At 54.4% G+C, this 16,947-nt stretch carries 14 protein-coding genes; all 14 read right to left on the bottom strand.

Features of this window, described 5'->3' with window-relative positions; genetic code table 11:
• Window position 1: 1 nt before the first annotated feature.
• Entirely contained in the window at window positions 2–550 is a 549-nt protein-coding gene (gene hybE / locus AB7E19_RS03900; protein ID WP_322131534.1) for a hydrogenase-2 assembly chaperone, read from the bottom strand.
• Window positions 532–1,062, bottom strand: coding sequence for a HyaD/HybD family hydrogenase maturation endopeptidase (locus AB7E19_RS03895; protein ID WP_322131533.1), 531 nt, complete (start codon window positions 1,060–1,062; stop codon window positions 532–534). The genes hybE and AB7E19_RS03895 overlap by 19 nt, the downstream gene beginning before the upstream one ends.
• Window positions 1,062–2,765 carry a hydrogenase 2 large subunit gene (gene hybC / locus AB7E19_RS03890; protein WP_322131532.1) on the bottom strand — a complete coding sequence of 568 codons (1,704 nt, stop codon included), beginning with the start codon at window positions 2,763–2,765 and terminating at the stop codon, window positions 1,062–1,064. Before hybC ends, AB7E19_RS03895 begins: the two co-directional genes overlap by 1 nt.
• Window positions 2,762–3,949, bottom strand: coding sequence for a Ni/Fe-hydrogenase cytochrome b subunit (gene hybB / locus AB7E19_RS03885; protein ID WP_322131531.1), 1,188 nt, complete (start codon window positions 3,947–3,949; stop codon window positions 2,762–2,764). The genes hybC and hybB overlap by 4 nt, the downstream gene beginning before the upstream one ends.
• Window positions 3,942–4,979, bottom strand: coding sequence for a hydrogenase 2 operon protein HybA (gene hybA, locus AB7E19_RS03880; protein ID WP_322131530.1), 1,038 nt, complete (start codon window positions 4,977–4,979; stop codon window positions 3,942–3,944). Before hybA ends, hybB begins: the two co-directional genes overlap by 8 nt.
• A gap of 2 nt (window positions 4,980–4,981) precedes the next feature.
• Window positions 4,982–6,115, bottom strand: coding sequence for a hydrogenase 2 small subunit (gene hybO, locus AB7E19_RS03875; protein WP_322131529.1), 1,134 nt, complete (start codon window positions 6,113–6,115; stop codon window positions 4,982–4,984).
• Window positions 6,116–6,831: 716 nt separating this feature from the next.
• Window positions 6,832–7,557, bottom strand: a complete 726-nt coding sequence (locus AB7E19_RS03870; protein WP_263308585.1) for a hypothetical protein — start codon at window positions 7,555–7,557, stop codon at window positions 6,832–6,834.
• The gene (locus AB7E19_RS03865; RefSeq protein WP_427934640.1) at window positions 7,542–8,999 is read right to left on the bottom strand and encodes a glycoside hydrolase family 19 protein; all 1,458 of its coding nucleotides are present in this window, start codon (window positions 8,997–8,999) and stop codon (window positions 7,542–7,544) included. Before AB7E19_RS03865 ends, AB7E19_RS03870 begins: the two co-directional genes overlap by 16 nt.
• Before the next feature lie 295 nt (window positions 9,000–9,294).
• A complete protein-coding gene (locus tag AB7E19_RS03860) occupies window positions 9,295–9,375 on the bottom strand; it encodes a lysozyme inhibitor LprI family protein (RefSeq protein ID WP_409070733.1) in 81 nt (26 codons plus the stop codon).
• 365 nt (window positions 9,376–9,740) lie between these two features.
• Complete coding sequence (locus tag AB7E19_RS03855) at window positions 9,741–10,139, bottom strand: hypothetical protein (RefSeq protein ID WP_316286979.1); 399 nt, start codon at window positions 10,137–10,139, stop codon at window positions 9,741–9,743.
• 5 nt (window positions 10,140–10,144) lie between these two features.
• Complete coding sequence (locus AB7E19_RS03850) at window positions 10,145–12,835, bottom strand: glycoside hydrolase family 19 protein (RefSeq protein ID WP_322131526.1); 2,691 nt, start codon at window positions 12,833–12,835, stop codon at window positions 10,145–10,147.
• A gap of 38 nt (window positions 12,836–12,873) precedes the next feature.
• Window positions 12,874–14,922, bottom strand: a complete 2,049-nt coding sequence (gene tssI, locus AB7E19_RS03845; protein WP_427934639.1) for a type VI secretion system tip protein TssI/VgrG — start codon at window positions 14,920–14,922, stop codon at window positions 12,874–12,876.
• A 10-nt stretch (window positions 14,923–14,932) separates the two neighbouring features.
• Window positions 14,933–15,220 carry a type VI secretion system PAAR protein gene (locus tag AB7E19_RS03840; protein WP_005300007.1) on the bottom strand — a complete coding sequence of 96 codons (288 nt, stop codon included), beginning with the start codon at window positions 15,218–15,220 and terminating at the stop codon, window positions 14,933–14,935.
• A gap of 257 nt (window positions 15,221–15,477) precedes the next feature.
• Window positions 15,478–16,908 carry a VasL domain-containing protein gene (locus AB7E19_RS03835; protein WP_102988945.1) on the bottom strand — a complete coding sequence of 477 codons (1,431 nt, stop codon included), beginning with the start codon at window positions 16,906–16,908 and terminating at the stop codon, window positions 15,478–15,480.
• Window positions 16,909–16,947 lie beyond the last annotated feature (39 nt).

Genomic DNA, 16,947 nt, shown 5'->3' with positions numbered 1-16,947 from the left:
CCTAGCGCTGGGTGTCGCCAACAGGGTCGCCACACCGGCCGCTGAACAGGCGGCGCCGGCTCAAGTTCATGCCGCCCTCCCCCTGCTGCACCGGAAGCGAAAGCAGCATCTTGAGGGTGCTGCTCACCAGCGCGTGCCCCTCGTCGGCCCCCAGATGCGGGTCGATGGGGGACATGAGCGAGCAGGCCAGCAACTGCCCCGTCTCGGGCAATGCCCCCACCATAAAGGTCAGGTTGCCGCAGGGGAGCTGCAGGGCGAGGCGTTCGCTACTGCTGCGCACCGGCCAGAGCTGATCCGGCCCCGGCAACACCACCACGCTCAGCATCCAGGGGGTGAGCACGCAGCCAAGCCACTGCCCTTCAAACAGGGTGCACTCGGCCACGATGGGCATGGCCGGGTGATAGAAGGGCAGGGCCTGCATCTCTTGCTGCGCGATCCGCTCGTACTGGGCTACCAGCAATGGCGCGGGATTGGTGGCAAAACCGGCAAACTCCTGCGCCGGCTCTGTCGCTGCTTCGTTCACTGCCTCATTCACAATGGATTGCGCCATATGCCCTCCCGCGCTCGCTCGGCCTTCTCCTGCTCAGAGAGCGGAATGGCCGGAGCACCCAGACTGGCCAACAGGGTCAGGATCCGATCCGTCGCCTCCCCCAACGCCGCCGCCACCACGGGGGTGAGGCCGATGCGGGGCTCGAGGGATTCGGGCTCGACCCCGATCAGGGTGAGTCGCCTGGGGGATTCCCCCGTCATGTGTAGCGCCGAGAGCACGTCCGCCAGCCCCAGCTGATGGGGGGAGATCTTGCGGCCGAACAGGGTCGGGATCTCCTCATCTTTCAGGGTCACCACGGTACCCGGCGGATTGCCGCTGCGCACCGCGTCCGCCAGTATGATGTGGTCGCGACTGGCCATCGCTTCGAGCAGCTCCATGCCGGCGGTGCCGCCATCGAGCAGCTCGATGCCGGGGGCGAAGCGGTAGTCGCTCTCCAGCCCCTCGACGATGCGCACGCCGACGGCCTCATCGCTCAACAGCAGGTTGCCCACGCCCAGGATCAGGGTGTTCATCACAGCACCTTCACCTGAGTTGTTTCACCGCTCTGGGTATCCACCACGTGCACCGCGCAGGACATGCAGGGGTCGAACGAGTGGATGGTGCGCACCACCTCCAGCGGCTTGGCCGGGTCGGCCACCGGGGTGCCCACCAGGGATTGCTCGTAGGGGCCAGGTTCGTCGTTGAAGTTGCGCGGGCCCGAGTTCCAGGTCGATGGCACCACCGCCTGATAATTCTCGATCTTGCCGCCCTTGATGACGATCCAGTGAGAGAGCATGCCGCGCGGCGCCTCTTCAAAGCCCACCCCGCGAAACTCCTTGTCCGCCGGGATCTCGGTCTTGATGTAGGCGCTGAAATCCCCCTTGCCGATGTTGTCCACCAGCGCCTTCCACTGATGAGACAGGGTATCTTTCAGCACGCAGCAGCGCACCGCCCGGCCGATGATGCGGCCCATGGTGGAGTGCAGCTGCTCGGTCTTGATGGCCGAGCCGGTGAGCGCCTTGTAGATGCCGTTCAGCTGATCGAAGTGCGCCACCGTCTCCGGGTGCTTGGCGGCGAGCTTCACCAACAAGTCTGCGAGCGGCCCCACCTCCACCACCTTGCCGTAGAAGGTGGGGGATTTGACCCAGGAGTACTTGCCGTCATCCTGCCAGCCGGTGTAGTTGGGCTCTGTCTTGCCCTCCCAGGGTTTGAGGAGCTCGTCATCCTTGTACCAGGCGTGCTTGTTGCTCTCGGCGATGCCATCCATCAGCCAGCCATCCTGATGGCTCTCGATGGGGCGATAACCCGCCAGATTGCCATTCTCGATGTAGCCGCCCGGCATCAGGAAGCTGCCACCGTTAGCGTCGGTGGGGAGCTCCGGCACGCTCAGGTAGTGCTTGGCCCCCTGCCCCAGGTTCAGCCACTCGGGGTAATGCGCGGCGATGATGGCGGCATCCACCTTGTAGACCTGCTCGATAAACTCGCCGAGCCGATCGATAAAGCTCTTCACGTAGAGCAGCCGCTCCAGGTTGAGCACACTCGGCGCATCCAGATTGATGGGGTTGGCCACGCCGCCCACCGCCAGATTCTGGATGTGGGGGGTCTTGCCGCCGAGAATGGCGACAATACGGTTGGCATCGCGCTGGCACTCCAGCGCCTGCAGGTAGTGGGCCACGGCGATGAGGTTCACCTCCGGGCTCAGCTTCATCGCCTTGTGACCCCAGTAGCCGTTGGCAAAGATGCCGAGCTGGCCGCTGGCTACCAGCGCGCGGATTTTATCCTGCACCTTGGTCAGCTCGTCGGCACTGTTGAGGGACCAGGTCGATACCCCCTTGAGCATGTCCGCCGCTTTTTGCGGATTGGCCTCAAGGGCCGCGGTGATGTCCACCCAGTCCAGCGCGGAGAGCTGATAGAAGTGGACGATGTGATCGTGGATGTTGTGGGCCGCGATGATGAGGTTGCGGATGTACTGGGCATTGACCGGCACCTTGGCGCCGATGGCGTTCTCCACCGCCCGCACCGAGGCGATGGCATGAATGGAGGTACATACCCCGCAAATGCGCTGCACTATCATCCAGGCATCGCGCGGGTCATTGCCCTTGACGATCTCCTCCATCCCGCGCCACATGGTGCCGGACGACCAGGCCTTGGTGACAACGCCGCCTTCGATTTCACAGTCGATACGCAGGTGACCCTCGATGCGGGTGATGGGGTCTATGGTGATACGTTGGCTCATACGTTGGCTTTCCCTCGGGCCTGATAATCTTGGTGAACACGTTCAAGTGATGGCAGTACCGGCAACAGCCGGATCAGCAGCAAATAGGCACACACTTCGATGGCAACAAAGCCAAGGGAGATCAGCACCTCCGTCGCGGAGGGGAAGTAGTGGTAGCCATTGCCGGGGTTGAAGGCGATCAGGGAGTAATCCAGTCGCCAGAGGGCTGCGCCCAGCAGCATGCTGAGGGCCCCCAGAAAGAGCATGCGCGAGTCCCGGCGGCTCTTGTCCCAGTGGAACACCAGCAGCGGGAAGATCATCAACGCGATCTCGCTCCAGAACAGAATGGAGTAGCGGTTGAACTCGGAGAGGTACTCCGACTTGTCGTGGATGACGATCTCGGCAAAGCGCAGCGCCACAAACAGGATCAGGAAGATGTCGATCACCTGGGTCAGTTTGTAGAACAGCGGCTTCTCGTTGGGGCCACGCCCCGCCAGCCCCGCCTGCACCAGAGAGCCCTCAAACACCACGATGGAAAAGCCCATGATGAATGCAGTCAGAAGCGAAAAGACCGGCAGCAGCTCATAGCTTTGCCAGAGCGGATGGATCTTCTCCCCCGCCACAATCATCAACGAGCCCATCGAGGATTGGTGCATGGTGGGCAGCAGTGCCCCCAGCGCCAGAATGAAGAACATGATCTTGTTGAGTCGCGCCATGGAGGTTTTCCAGCCGAACTTCTCCAAGAGCACGGGCGCAAACTCCAGCGCCATCACCCCGATGTAGATCGTCATGCAGACCGCCGTCTCGAACAGCACCGAGGAGGTGTTGAAATGACCGGGCAGGTAGAAGTACGGCAGGTTCCAGTAACGCCCCACGTCGATGGTGATGGAGAGACCGCCCAGCGAGTAGCCAAACAGACTCGCCAACAGCGCCGGTCGCACCAGCGGGTGATACTCGCCCCGGTTGAAGACGTAAACCGCCCAGGCCAGCGCCCAGCCACCGCAGGCGAAACCGGTGCCGATCAAAAGGTCAAAGGAGATCCAGAGCCCCCAGGGATAACCCCCGTTGAGATCGGTGACCGAGCCCAGCCCGAAGATGAGGCGTTTGAGGATCAGCATGCCGCACAGGATGACGAACGGCGCCAGCACCATGACCGGCCAGCTGACCAGCCTGCCCCCCAGCGGATGTGCCTTGTGATTACTCATGGGTTTTGCCTCCCGTATTCTGGTCATGACCCTTGCTCTGACCATGGCTGGCATCATCCCCCTCTCCCCCGCCATGCTGCTTGGCATTGCGGCGAATGAGCACCGATAGCCCGGTCAGCACCACCATTGGCAGCACCATTCCCTTGTAGAGGGTGTGCTGGATGTGCTCGGAGCGCGCCCCGGAGGAGAGCTCCGGCAAGTCAGGCATGTCGAGCTTGGTGTAGGGCACCCCGGCCAGCACCAGCACTTGGGTACCGCCCCCCTCCTTCTCGCCATAGACGTAAGGCTGGTAGTTGGGCACCTCGTGCAGGTAGGGATCGTTGGCGCTGAAGGTCTGGCGCGGGTAGGCATATTCGCTGCCCGGGGTGGCCAGCAGCCGGCGCTTAGCTTCGGCCATCAGCGCCTCGCGGGTGCCGAAGATGACGGCGCCGGTGGGGCACACCTCGACACAGCCGGGCAATTTGCCCTGATCGATGCGCTCAAGCCCCTTCTGGTTGCAGAGCTCGCACTTGTGGATCGCCCCGAACGGGTTGTCGTAGTCATATTTGGGCACGTCGAACGGGCAGCCCACCATGCAGTAGCGGCAGCCGGTGCAGACGTCCGGGTCGTAATGGACGATGCCTGTCTTGGGATCCTTGGTCAGCGCCTGCACCGGGCAGACGGAGACGCAGTTGGGATCGACACAGTGCATGCACTGCTTCTTGATGTAGGCATAGCCATCCACCAGCTGATCCTTGTGCTCACCCGCGCCGCTCTTCCACACCTGAATGATGTTGTTGGTGTAGGGGCTCAGTTTGTCGTTGTTGGACCAGGTTGCTTCCCCGGCCGGATTGGCCGGGTTGCCGTTGAGGCGCTGACACTCCGCCACGCAGGCCTGGCAGCCGATGCAGAGGGTGGAGTCGTAGAGCATGCCGAGCGCACCGGGAATGGGCGGCTTGTTCTCGGCCGCCGCCAGGGCAGTGCCGGAGACGGTGGTGCCCGCCGCCAGCGCACCGACGGAGGCGAATTTGAGAAAATTGCGTCTGTTCACGGTCACTCCTCCCGTGAGGTGTGCTGCCCGGCTTCATGGCGCTTCTGCTGGCGACCGAGCTCGCGCACCGTCATCAGACTCACCCCGACCAGCACCCCGAGCGCCCCACCGATAAGGCCGGTGGCGGTGGGCGACATGTGTCCTCCCTCCTGGATGGCCACGTCGGGCTTGTTCACCCGCGGGGTGGGATTCTCCACCTTGGCGAGCTGGAAGATCCCCTTGCTGAACCCCACTCCCTGCTCGTTGCAGCCATAGCAGGGGTGGCCTATTCCCACCGGCCAGATGCCGCCGCCCACGTCGCAGAACTCCAGGGTCGAGCAGTTGCCGTAGGTCTCCGGCCCCTTGCAGCCCAGGTGATAGAGACACCAGCCCTGACGGTGGCCCTCGTCGCCGAACTCCTTGGCGAAGCGACCGGCGTCGAAGTGCGGACGGCGCTCGCAGTTTTCGTGGATGAGCCGTTCATAGGCAAACAGCGGCCGCTTCTTGGCATCGAGCGCCGGCAGCTTGCCGTAGGTGATGTAGTAAGCAACCGTGGTGAGGAAGTTGTGGGGATTGGGCGGGCAGCCCGGGATATTGATAATCGGCGTGCCGAGGTTGCCGAGGGCCTCCTCCAGGCTGACGGCACCGGTCGGGTTGCCGCCGCTGGCGGGCACCCCGCCCCAGGCGGCGCAGGAGCCGATGGCGATGACGGCAGCCGCATCGGCAGCCGCGCGGCGAATATGGTCGACGATGGGTTCACCGGCCACCATGCAGTAGATGCCGCCATCTTTAAGCGGGATGGAGCCATCCACCACCAGCACATACTTGCCCTTGTAGCGTTCGATGGCTTTGTACTTGTTCTCTTCGGCCTGATGGCCGAAGGCCGCCGAGAGCACCTCGTGGTACTCCAGCGAAATGGTGTTGAGGATCAGGTTCTCGATGGTGGGGTGGGTGGCGCGCAGCAGCGATTCGGTGCAACCGGTACACTCCTGCGCCCCAATCCAGATCACCGGCGGCCGCTCGGGGCTGGTGAGCGCGGTAGCCATCTTGGCCACGGCATGCTGGCTTAATCCCAGGGTTGCGGCCATCCCGGCGCACAATTTCATAAAGTCACGGCGATTAATTCCATGAGCCGATAAAAAAGTATCCTCGACCATTCTTCTTATTCCCGTCAGTGAGCATTGTTTGACAAATGCTTAATTGCGGGAATGCTATGCCTCCCCTTCCCCCTTTATGTTGATCTCCATCAAGTCGAACCCTATTAATGCCTCTGTTGGACTGGAGAGTGAAATTAAAAAAGCTATATGCCACATGCATTTATTATTTGCCGAGCCCCCAAAAACACCCACAAAGAGGTATTTCAAGAAAAACCTAATTAACACCATATAAATTACGTCTTTGTTTTCGGCATGAAATTATAAAAATGAAAGCATTGTCACAGAATTTATTTTTCGGCCCTGTTATTCCAGCATCTCATCTTCATCAATAGGTGTTGCAGCGTACATAGCGCCACCACTCAGTCCTTCATCTCTTGCCAAAACAGAAATAAATTAATCAAGCGTGGTACTTTAATAGCCAAGCTCAAGGACTACAGAAAGTGGCTGAATCACCGCAGAAACGCTTGTATCTCGTACGCAACCCGCTTTCATTGTACAGACCAGGCAGGCCTCCCAAGCCAGAGCCTCCTCCCCCTCCAACCAACTATCCGGAAGAATGGCGATCACGTTTTCTGATGATGACACAAGAAAACACCGGCTGAAACCGGTGCTAAATAATACCTATACTGGTGGCACATTAATGCAATGAGTCATAGCTCTGAAAATAACTCACTACCACCCAACATCTATTACCAAACCTATTAAAAGCAATGACGCTATTTCAGTGAAAAGCTATCAGATTTTATCCAATAATTTTTCCCTCCTGATGGGGTTTTGTATATTATTTTATAAAACATTCCATCATCAGACATGTCAGAAAGAATGAACTCATCACCTCTAATTAAATATGCTTTAAGAACTTCGCTCTCCTTAGGTCCACTATAAAGATGAACTTTAGATTCTTCAACAATCCCATTTAATGGTTCTCGAGATAAAAAGTCGCTACCATCACTAAGAAGAACGGTGTGGTTGTTTTTTTCATCTTTTTTATAAATTCTCTTTACTTGTTGACATCCGACACATACATCCCTAAAAAGTAACGTCCATTTATTTTGAATTATCTTATAAACATCATCATTCCACTCACCCTTATCTCTCCAAGAGCTCACTACATATTTATCATGAAGTGATATATTACATAATTTTCCATCAACGCCAGCAGATGGAGTATCCTCTATCTTTCCATGTACGATTTTAAATATAATGGAGCACTGATTTACATCGTGTGAGGTTGTCACAAACAAATACTCTAAATCAAATATCTTCTTTATTTCAATTTTTTCATACCCATCATTAAAAAGTGTTTTTACTAAAGGTGGAGTGATAAAACCTTTGCATGACTGTGCATTGCAATCCTCTGCGTAAACAGGAAAGCTTACGCTAACTAAAAACAAACAAAACAACAATACAACATTTCTAGCCGCCATTAATTCAGCCCCCACTCTGTCTTTATAAGATTAAAATATTTCATTCTATCCAACAATCCATTGTCACCACCATTTACAGCCAAAGTAATTAATTTTACATTATCTCTATCATTGTCAACTAAGATATTTATATCACCCTTTGCATCAAATTTTTTATGAACAGCACCGTTAAAACGCCAATACCAGCATGATGCTTCTATTGCATTTGCCATACTAGCAGCCACCAATGACGAGTCGTTGACACAGTCCACACCAGAATGTTTAGAGAAGCGTATATAATTATTTTTCCAAGTCAATTGAATCAGACCTCGCCCTCTATAGGTTGGACCATCACCTATTTTGGTGTTTCCGTTCTTCTCTGCATCTGCATGTCGACCAGGATCATAATTAACTCCAGAGCCAAATTCCAATGTAGTATCTAGATGAGCTGACTCATGCAAGCATTGTGATAGGAAGTGGGCTTTATGATAAGGACCATTAATTTCGTATTTAAAAAGCATTTCATTAAGAAGTGCAACAAAATCAGTCTTATTATATTTGTATACATTAGGATAGTCTTTTTTAAACTTGCTTGCAAAAGCCTTGCCGCCCCTTTCACCAGTAAACCAGTCATTTTTGTGCCCAAGTAATAGCTCTATTAACTCAGTAGTAATTGTATGCTCCGAAACCATAGGCTTTATTATTATGGATAATGGATATAGATGTGAAACCTCTCCATTAAATTTTAACTTGGCTGCACTCTGCATCCACTCCAGCTTATCGATACGCTGTTTCTCGTGATCCACCAGCAGGTCAAAATCAGGCAAGCCAATTTTAGCCATCAGTTTTTCCAGCCACAGATAACTGCTGGCCGACGATTTTTCATACCACTCGCTGGGATGCTTGACGATAAGCTTGTGAAGTTGATCGGCATTGCCGTTATTTTGCAGGGCAGCCTGGATCTCTTCACTGCTAAGTTCACCGCTCTTGTCGGTATCGAAACTGTTTACCAATTCGGTAAAGAAAGTAGGCGGCGCATCCGGGTCCAGATAACCATCTGATCCTGAACCATCGACCTTTTTAAAGCCAATCTTAAGCCAGTCATGCTGGCTCAATAGCTCCACTTGCTCTTTCTTGACATATTTTCCTGACGAAATGCTGACCCACTCCTGCTTGGCAGCATCTTTTTCAAACTTTGGTGATTCAACCAGCGCTTCCAGACTATTATCACCGGTTGCCACCCAGAGATTTTTACCATCCTGCTTTTTCTTCTCGTGCAAGACGAGTTCGGCCGGCACCTTGGCATAGCTGGCACCGCCTTTTGTATTAGCTTTGTTGGCCAATACATCGTCCAGTCTGGGATCCTGAGTGAAGACTTCAAGATGGACTTGATGCTTGCTCTTCTTGCCCCCGATAAGGGAACCCGGCGTATCCACCAGGCCGAGATAGCCTATGGTCTCACCGGCGGCAATGGCCACGGGAGATGGCGCTCTCCCTCTGCCCATAGCTAAAGAAAAATTGCCGGAGTGCTTCGCTCTAAATGGTGGACATCCTAGATTTATATTGTATTAGCGATATAAATAATCATATCTGGCAAAGTTGAAACTTTGCTTTTAGCTCTGCCTTTTAATGAAGTGAAATCACTTCTTAGACAATCGCCTTAATTTTGGTTGAATTTATTTAAGTAATCTATTCTGTCAACAGTCTTCCTAAGCTGACAGGTAAGGTATTCGATACCAAAACCCTCTCCTCCAGACCCATACCTTGTGGATTTTAAAAATTACAACTCGAATCACGAAATTTAATCCAGTCACGCTGAGCTAACTTTAAGTATTTGGTTCTCGGTTCACCAATCCCTTCATAATCATTTTGTAAGTATGAAAAAAAGATTTTTATAAACTTTATTTAGTTCTGCATCTGACTTGTTATACAAAGTTTCAACACACTTAAATTGCGCTGTTAAATCAAGCTCATCACATTGACTTACATCGAACATTGCTATCGATGATGCAAAAAAATAGCCTAGGACTATCATGAATAGTTACACCTTATTTGATATCTATCCAGTATAACTATAACTCTACTATCTCTATATACACAACGCTTGTGAATAAAGCTATGTAGGGGGAGTGGCTGTCCCCCAACTATAATAAATCACCTATAAGATGTGGTGACACCTCAATTTATGAAGGCACTTCGGTATTTCACAACCACCGTAATCAAAAACAATCCTCATAATTTTCTAATGCCTGAGAAAAATCAAATCTCTTTCCTTTAGCATTTATATAAAACACATTGTCAAAGTTAGCACCTTGGTAACCAAAGTGATACCGTCCATTTACCTTGCCATCAATTATTTCAACCCAGTCACTATTAACAGCATATGGTCGACCTTCATCATTCGTCTCTTCTTCATAATTCACTTGGACTATAGTTATTTTATCTTTGTTTTTCCCATATTGAACATATCCTCCAACCCAATCTACAGTGGAGGCCCACATCATTCGCATTTTAATTTTACCATTGGGACTAACAAAGCATCGATAGTCTACGCCAATATCTTCAGCACGGCAGACAGAAGACAACAGAATAAAAACCAAGACCAAATATTTATTCATTTAAGTTACTCTAGAGTTATAATTCGCTGTTCAACAAAACCTCGCCAATCTCGACAAAGCCGTCCATACCACTTTTTACCCATCTCCTGCTGAGTAAATGGTTGAGCATCTAGCAGGGTCAAAAAGCGTCTATATCCTGCCAGAGCTTTTTGATAACTATTATTCGCACCGCCCTTACCAGATCCTTCATCATTCCACAGCCCCCACGCCAACGCTCCCTTTCTAATATTATAAATTTCACTACTTTCAAATTCATACTCTCCATTTATATTTTTGACAAATTCATTTGGATTCGCAAAACTTCCAATGGCCAAGTTAATTTTAAGCTGTCTATCTATATAGTGAGTCAAACCACCATTCACCAAGAAACTACTATGTAACAGGTCATCTTTTTCAAACGCCTTTTGACATGCAGGGCGACCAACATATATATACCAATATGCTGACCTTACCGCATGAGGAGCAATACTAAGTTTTTCTCTGCACTCATCTGAGCTGACAAAGTCCTCACCTACATAATCACCATATGCTTGATAATTATCTCTAAATGTGATTTGTATAAGACCTCGGCCATACCAAGGACTATAGGATTTTGTATTCCCCCCGATCTCTTTGGTGTAATAAAGATTTCCACTTTCATGAAAAACCTGTGCTAAAAAATGTGCTTTCCCCAAGCAAGTAGTTACTGAATAGTCGCTAAATGATTTATTAAATGTATCAAGATAAGACTGTAATCGTTCATCTGAAATACCTCTTGCTGGTTTAAGAGACTTAAGTTCATCTAATGTTAAATCGCGATTACATGCACAACCAGTATGTTTATCTTCAATAAGACCCATCATCCCAGCCGGATGAATAAACCAAGGTTTGGTATCACCTACCACAGCAGCAGCCTGCTCTATCCAGGCCATCTTATTGGTGACTTCCAGCACGTATTTGTACAGGTTGGGCATGTTTTTCAGCTCTTGCTCTAGCCTTGGCCACGTATCGCGCTTTACCCATTCGCTTTCGTGCTTGATAAAGAGGTTACGCACTTTGTCTGCGACCATTTTTTCGGCCATCGCAGCCTTGATTTCATCGGAACTGATACTGCCATCACCATCCCGATCTGTCACCAGCTCTTCGTAAAGGGTACTGAAAAAGTCTCCCCCCTCCTTGCCATCAGTGTCAGCCTTGTCAAGGAATCCGTCGGGATCAGAGCCGCCATCAACCAATGTCACACCCAGTCTGGCCCAATCATGTTGACTCACCAATCGGGTATCACCACTGATAAGTACATGCTGATCTTCGGCCACCTTCACAAATTTGTCGGCACCATGGGTCACGATATCCTGAGTATTTATCGGCTTAGGAGCCTCCTGCGGGCCAAAGGCTCCCACCTTGCTGTAACCGAATTTATTATTCTCCTTGGTCAACTTATAAGTATCTGCCTGCCCCCCCTCTTTGAGCAGCAAATACTCTTGTCCCTTGACCAACTTCCCTTCATTGCTGATGCATTTACCAAGAGCCTCCTTGTCACTCTCTGCGACAAATATTTCCATATGTATGGCTTTACGATCTTCATTAAGCACAAAGCCATTGGCCGTCGGTTTCGGTGTCTCATGCTCCCCCCAATGCCCGACCACCTCACCACCCTTGACTGGAATGGGATTGGTATGTCGTAGCTCCACTTTGTCGTAAACAAGGGGGGTATGCCAAACGGCATCGCTGGGTTGACCCAACATCTCTTTGGCAATCCAATAACGATCACCCTTAGAGGCATTGGGCACAACATTTCCCTTATCATCGGTCAGCTTGCCTTGAGAAATATTCCAGACTTCAACCTCGAGATACTCCTTCATATTGGAAAATACGACAGGCTGAGCAGTGGTTCGTGCGACTTTACTCGTTTTTGGCAATCCCGCAGCCACAGCTTCACCCTGATCTTTGCTTTTACGCAGATAGCTGTTGCGGCTTATCGGATAGAGAGAAGGAATATCTTGCTTCGCCATCATCCAATCGGGCTCAACCTTGCGCTCTTCCTTGATAAATTGTGATGCTACATAAAACTCTGACGGATCACCGCCCTTTGGGGCCGCATAACTGACTAGCTGATAAGAGTAAGGTTCATTTCTCAAATTCCTTCGTTCTGAGGGAGCTCCAATCAAGGTAACCTCAGCCCCCTTACGAGCCGTACCCAGCTTGTCCTCTTTCTGAAACTGCAGACTTGCAGTGGCCTTGTATATAGCGACACCGCTCCCTGTCAGCACATGCCGTTCAGGCTCACCCTGATAAGCGTTTTTACAGGCTATATGCATATAGAGGCAGTAGAAGGTAAGAGCATTGCGCTTTGGCTGCTGCTGTCCGGAAACTTCTTCTGTAGCCTCATAGCGATGCCGGATCAGGCAAAATGAAGGGGAGGTATGCAGAGTAATTGGCTTGCCTGGCTTTCCCTCTTCAGGCTCCAACGTTACGGAAACGGGATCGGACGCGATGCGGTAGGCCACTATCTCTCCATCGGCAATAGCTCGTACGGCGCCCCCTGGATGCCAACCCCCCTTGTCGCTTAAATGAATGCCGCCATGCCAGATACGGTTGCCACCTAGCAGGAAAGTGCCGCCCGGCTCACCATTGAGCATGCCGATGAACTCTTCAAGTGAGGCAACCTCTTTGGGAGCGTCACCGCCGCCCACTTGCATTGGATATAAGATTTTCATCTTCTTCTTTTCACTCGTAATCGTACAAGCTATGGCCCTTAGCGGGATGGCACAAAGAAGGTCTGCGCAGGCCCTTGCTCCTTGAGCAGCGCCTCCATCGCCTTCTCGGTGGGAATGGCCTTGATGAGTTCAACCAGTTCAGGGGCTTTCACCACCTCAACCCCCTTGGGCACCACGGGAGCCTTGCCACCCCAGCCAGAGCCTGAGCCTGCGCTGCCGCCGGTATTGAGTTTGATGGCGGGGCCGACCAGCTTGATGCCGCTAGGATCCACTTTGACAAAGCTGCCGCCTCCCTTGAGGGTTATTTCAGACCCCGCCTCCAGCACCAACTTGTCGCCCACCTTGATATGCACTTCCTGACCTGCTTCCACCAGCAGGGACTGCCCCAGTTTCTGGTGCAGGCTGGCATCCACCGTCAGCGAGTAATCGGCTTTTATCTGGTCGCGCTTCTCACCCTCCACCGTCAGGTGGTCATTGGCCTTGATGCGAGTCACCCGCTCATTGTCGATATCGGTGTGCTGGTCGTGCTTGATGTGCCAGGCGGCATCATTTTCGATAAGCACGTTCAGGTCTTTCTGACCGTGGATATAAATCTCTTCCTTGCCAGCCTGGTCTTCGAAACGCAGCTCGTTGAAGCCCTCGCCCTGGTGGGTCTCGGTGCGCAGCACGGTGCGGGTCTTGTTGGCTGGCAGCTCGTAGGGCGGTCGATTGGTGGCGTGGTAGGTGCGACCGGTCACGATGGGTTGGTCGGGGTCCCCCTCCAGGAACGAGACAATGACCTCGTGGCCGATGCGCGGGATGGCCATCATGCCGTACTGACCGCCGGCCCAGCCTTGGGAGACCCGCACCCAGCAGGAGCTCTGGTCGTTGGAGCTGCCGTAGCGGTCCCACGGGAACTGCAGCTTCACCCGGCCATGTTCGTCGCAGTAAATCTCCTCACCGTCGGGGCCCACCACCATGGCGATTTGCGGGCCATCCACCATCGGCTTGTGGGGTGCCTCGGGGCTGCCGATGCGCGCCCGCCAGGTGGTGCTGGCTTTCACCACCCCGAATTCGTTGTGATAGACGGTGGGGCCGCTGCCCCCCTCCTCTTCCAGTGCCTGCGGCTGCAAGCCGGTGTGCTGGATGCGCACGATTTGCCAGTCGGTGTTGAGGCTGCCGTTGGGGTGTTCGGTGAGTGAAAACGTCTGGCCCGGCAGCAAGGCGGCGCAGTTGGATTTGCCACTGCCCGCCACCGCGTCATTGCGCAGGGCATCGAGCCGGTGCTGGGCAAACGCCTTGCCGCTGCCATCCTGCTTGTAGCGGCCCGGGTAGTCGAAATGCTGGTAGGTGTCGCGCTGGTGTTCGAGCTCACTGCCCTGCTTTTTGTGGGAGAGACCGTAAGCCGGGGTCTTGAAGCTGTAGTCTTTGAGCTCCACATCCGACGGGCGTACCGCCTCCCGGTAGTGGAACTGGCGCACATAGGGGCCTTGCTCCAGCGAGCGGTTGCCGAGGTTGAAGAAGAGCTCGGGGCCGGCAGTCAGGGCGGCTGCGTCATCGGCAAACACGATGCGGTGCTTGCCCGCTTCAAACTCGTGGAAGTAGAACATCCCCTCTTCGGCGGCGAGGCGATTTACGAAATCGAGGTCAGTTTCCCGGTACTGGACGCAGTATTCCCGCTTGGCATGCTCGCTCTTGAGCGCAAAGGCATAGTCGGTGATGCCGTGCTCTTGCAACAGGATGGAGAGGATTTCATCGGGCTTTTGCGCCTGGAAGATGCGGGAGTTCTGGCGCAAAGAGAGTCGCCACAGGGCCGGCTGCACCATGAGCTGATAGCGGGTGCGGCGAAAACCGCTGTCACCCTGCGCGAAGTCACTGACCACCCCGCACACCCGGCGTTGCAGCTCGCCGTTGTACCACACCAGCAGCTCGCACGGCTGGTCCAGCACGGCGCCAAAGTCGATGTCGGGCTCGGCGCTTGCCAGCTCAAGCCGCAGGTTGAACGGCCGGTTCAGCGCCTCATCCAGTGCAAACTCGGCCACCACGAAGGTACTCTCGGACAGAGCCCCCACCTTGACGGTAAATTGTAATCCTGTGCTGTCTGCCATGAAGCGCTCCTTAACCTGCCTGTCCGCTGCCTGAGCCAATCACCACGCCGCCGCAGCCGACGGCAGTGCCGGTCACGGCGATGGGCTTGCCGTTGACCAGCACAGAGCCGACGCCGCCCGAGATGCTGCGCGGATGGGGTGGATTGTTGGGTTTGTCGTGGGGGGCCAGCGGATCACCCTGGCGGGCCACCGGCTTGCCATCGAGGAACACATCTGGGCTGGCGGCAATCACGGGGGATGGGTGGAAACCCTCGTGGTCGGTGCCGATGTCACCGAGCAATGCAATAGAAGGGCACATCTGGATTCTCCGTGGGGCAACCATGGTGCAAGCGCAGCCTGGTGCAGAGACAGTTGAAGCGGCGACCCAGCAGCCTCCATGCCATGGCAAAGTCGCCCACAATCACATTAAAAATCAGTCAATTACGATTCAAGCTCGCGGCATCAGACCAATCTGCTGCAATCTATTGCGCAAGACAGGGCAAGTTTCCCGGCAAACCTTGCCTTGCCAGTCAAACTCACCATATCTTGCGCAATTTTTTGCTCAGGGCGGCATTTTCAGCTACCAGAAACGCCCTGTTGCAGCTGATAGAGGCGGATGTTGAGCGCTTTCAGATCATTTTCCAAGCTCTTGAGCTCGGCAGCCGTGATGGGCTCCTGGGAGGCTTTTCTCGCCTCCAGTTCACCGAGGCGCAGACTGAACGGGATGTTCTGCATCAGGTTCTTCTGCACTTCGTAGAGCTGGGATTTGAGGTAGGAGATGGTCACCGTCTTGCGCTGGCGCTCCAACTCCAGCAGCTGATCGAGCAGGGCATCCACCCCGGCGCGGGCATCCAGGTAGGTGGGCACGCTGATGACATCCCCCTGCTGACCGCCAAGCTGCGCCTGCCACTGCTTGTCCAGCGCCTTGACCGCCAGCGAGTCGGGATAGAGCATCGAGAGCGAGTTGCGCAGCCCCTCGCCGTAGCGATACCAGTAGAGCGGCGACGTCTGCTCGAGCCGGGTCAACTGGTTCTGGTAACGGGCCACCAGATCGCTCTCCATGTTCTGCAGGGTCTGCTCCCCCAGCACGATGCGGGCCTGGCGAATGTCGTCGTAGCTGAGGGCTCGGGGCAGCTCGGCGGCCGGCTGCACCAGACGCTGGGCCGCCACGGTTTTCTCCTGCTGATGTTGCTGCCAGCCCAGCCACCCCATCACCGGCAGGGCGCAGCTGAGCAAGCCGCAGCCAAACCAGAACCAGGCGGGACGCTGCCGGCGGTGCTGCTCAATCTTCAGCACGGTGGGCTTGACCTGCCCCTTCTCGCGCCCCACCAGAATGCTGCCCTGGGGCAGGTGCGGGGTCGATGCCGAAACCGTGCCGCCGTGATCACTCTCCAGGTCGGACTTGAAGAACACCATGGGCGGGATCTGCAGATCCTCCTTGAGGCCTGGCTCGTCGGAGACGATGACGATCTCGGTCTCATCGAACAGGTGGGTATATCCCTCGATGAAGTGCACCAGATTCTCGACCCGGGGAATGCGGCTCAGATCCGCGTTGTGCAGCTTCTCGCTGATGAGTTGCAGCGCGCGCTCGCAGCGATAGATCAGCCGCTTGTCCTCGTGGCTGATCTGGTACTGGCGAATGACGTCGCTGATGCGGGCGATGAACCAGTCGAGCATCTCGATGCGGGCCCGCTCCTGATGAACCGGCGGCCAGAAGCTCTCCCACTGGGTGACGATGAGGTTGGCGAGAAACTCGCACCCTTCGGTAAAACCGCTCAGCCCCTGCAGGCGCGAACGGGCCAGGGTGAAGTAGATGGCGGTCTGCAGATCCACCCCGTGTTTTTCGAAGATAAGGCTGGCAAGCTGATGGATCCGCTGCCAGTCCACCTCGGGGCGCGAAGCGTGGCTGAGCTTGTTGATCTCGGCCCGCAGCGCCTCGTACTCCGGCAACATTCTGGGGTCGCGCCCCACTTTCAGGGCCTGCTGACCTTGCTGATTCTGTGACATATGAACTTCCAACGCAGGAAGGGGGCACAACGTGCCCCC

Origin of the sequence: Aeromonas sp., from assembly GCF_050252055.1 — a bacterium.
Lineage (GTDB): Bacteria > Pseudomonadota > Gammaproteobacteria > Enterobacterales > Aeromonadaceae > Aeromonas > Aeromonas caviae.
Note: the sequence above shows the minus strand (reverse complement) of the source record. Positions and strands in the feature narration are given on the sequence as shown.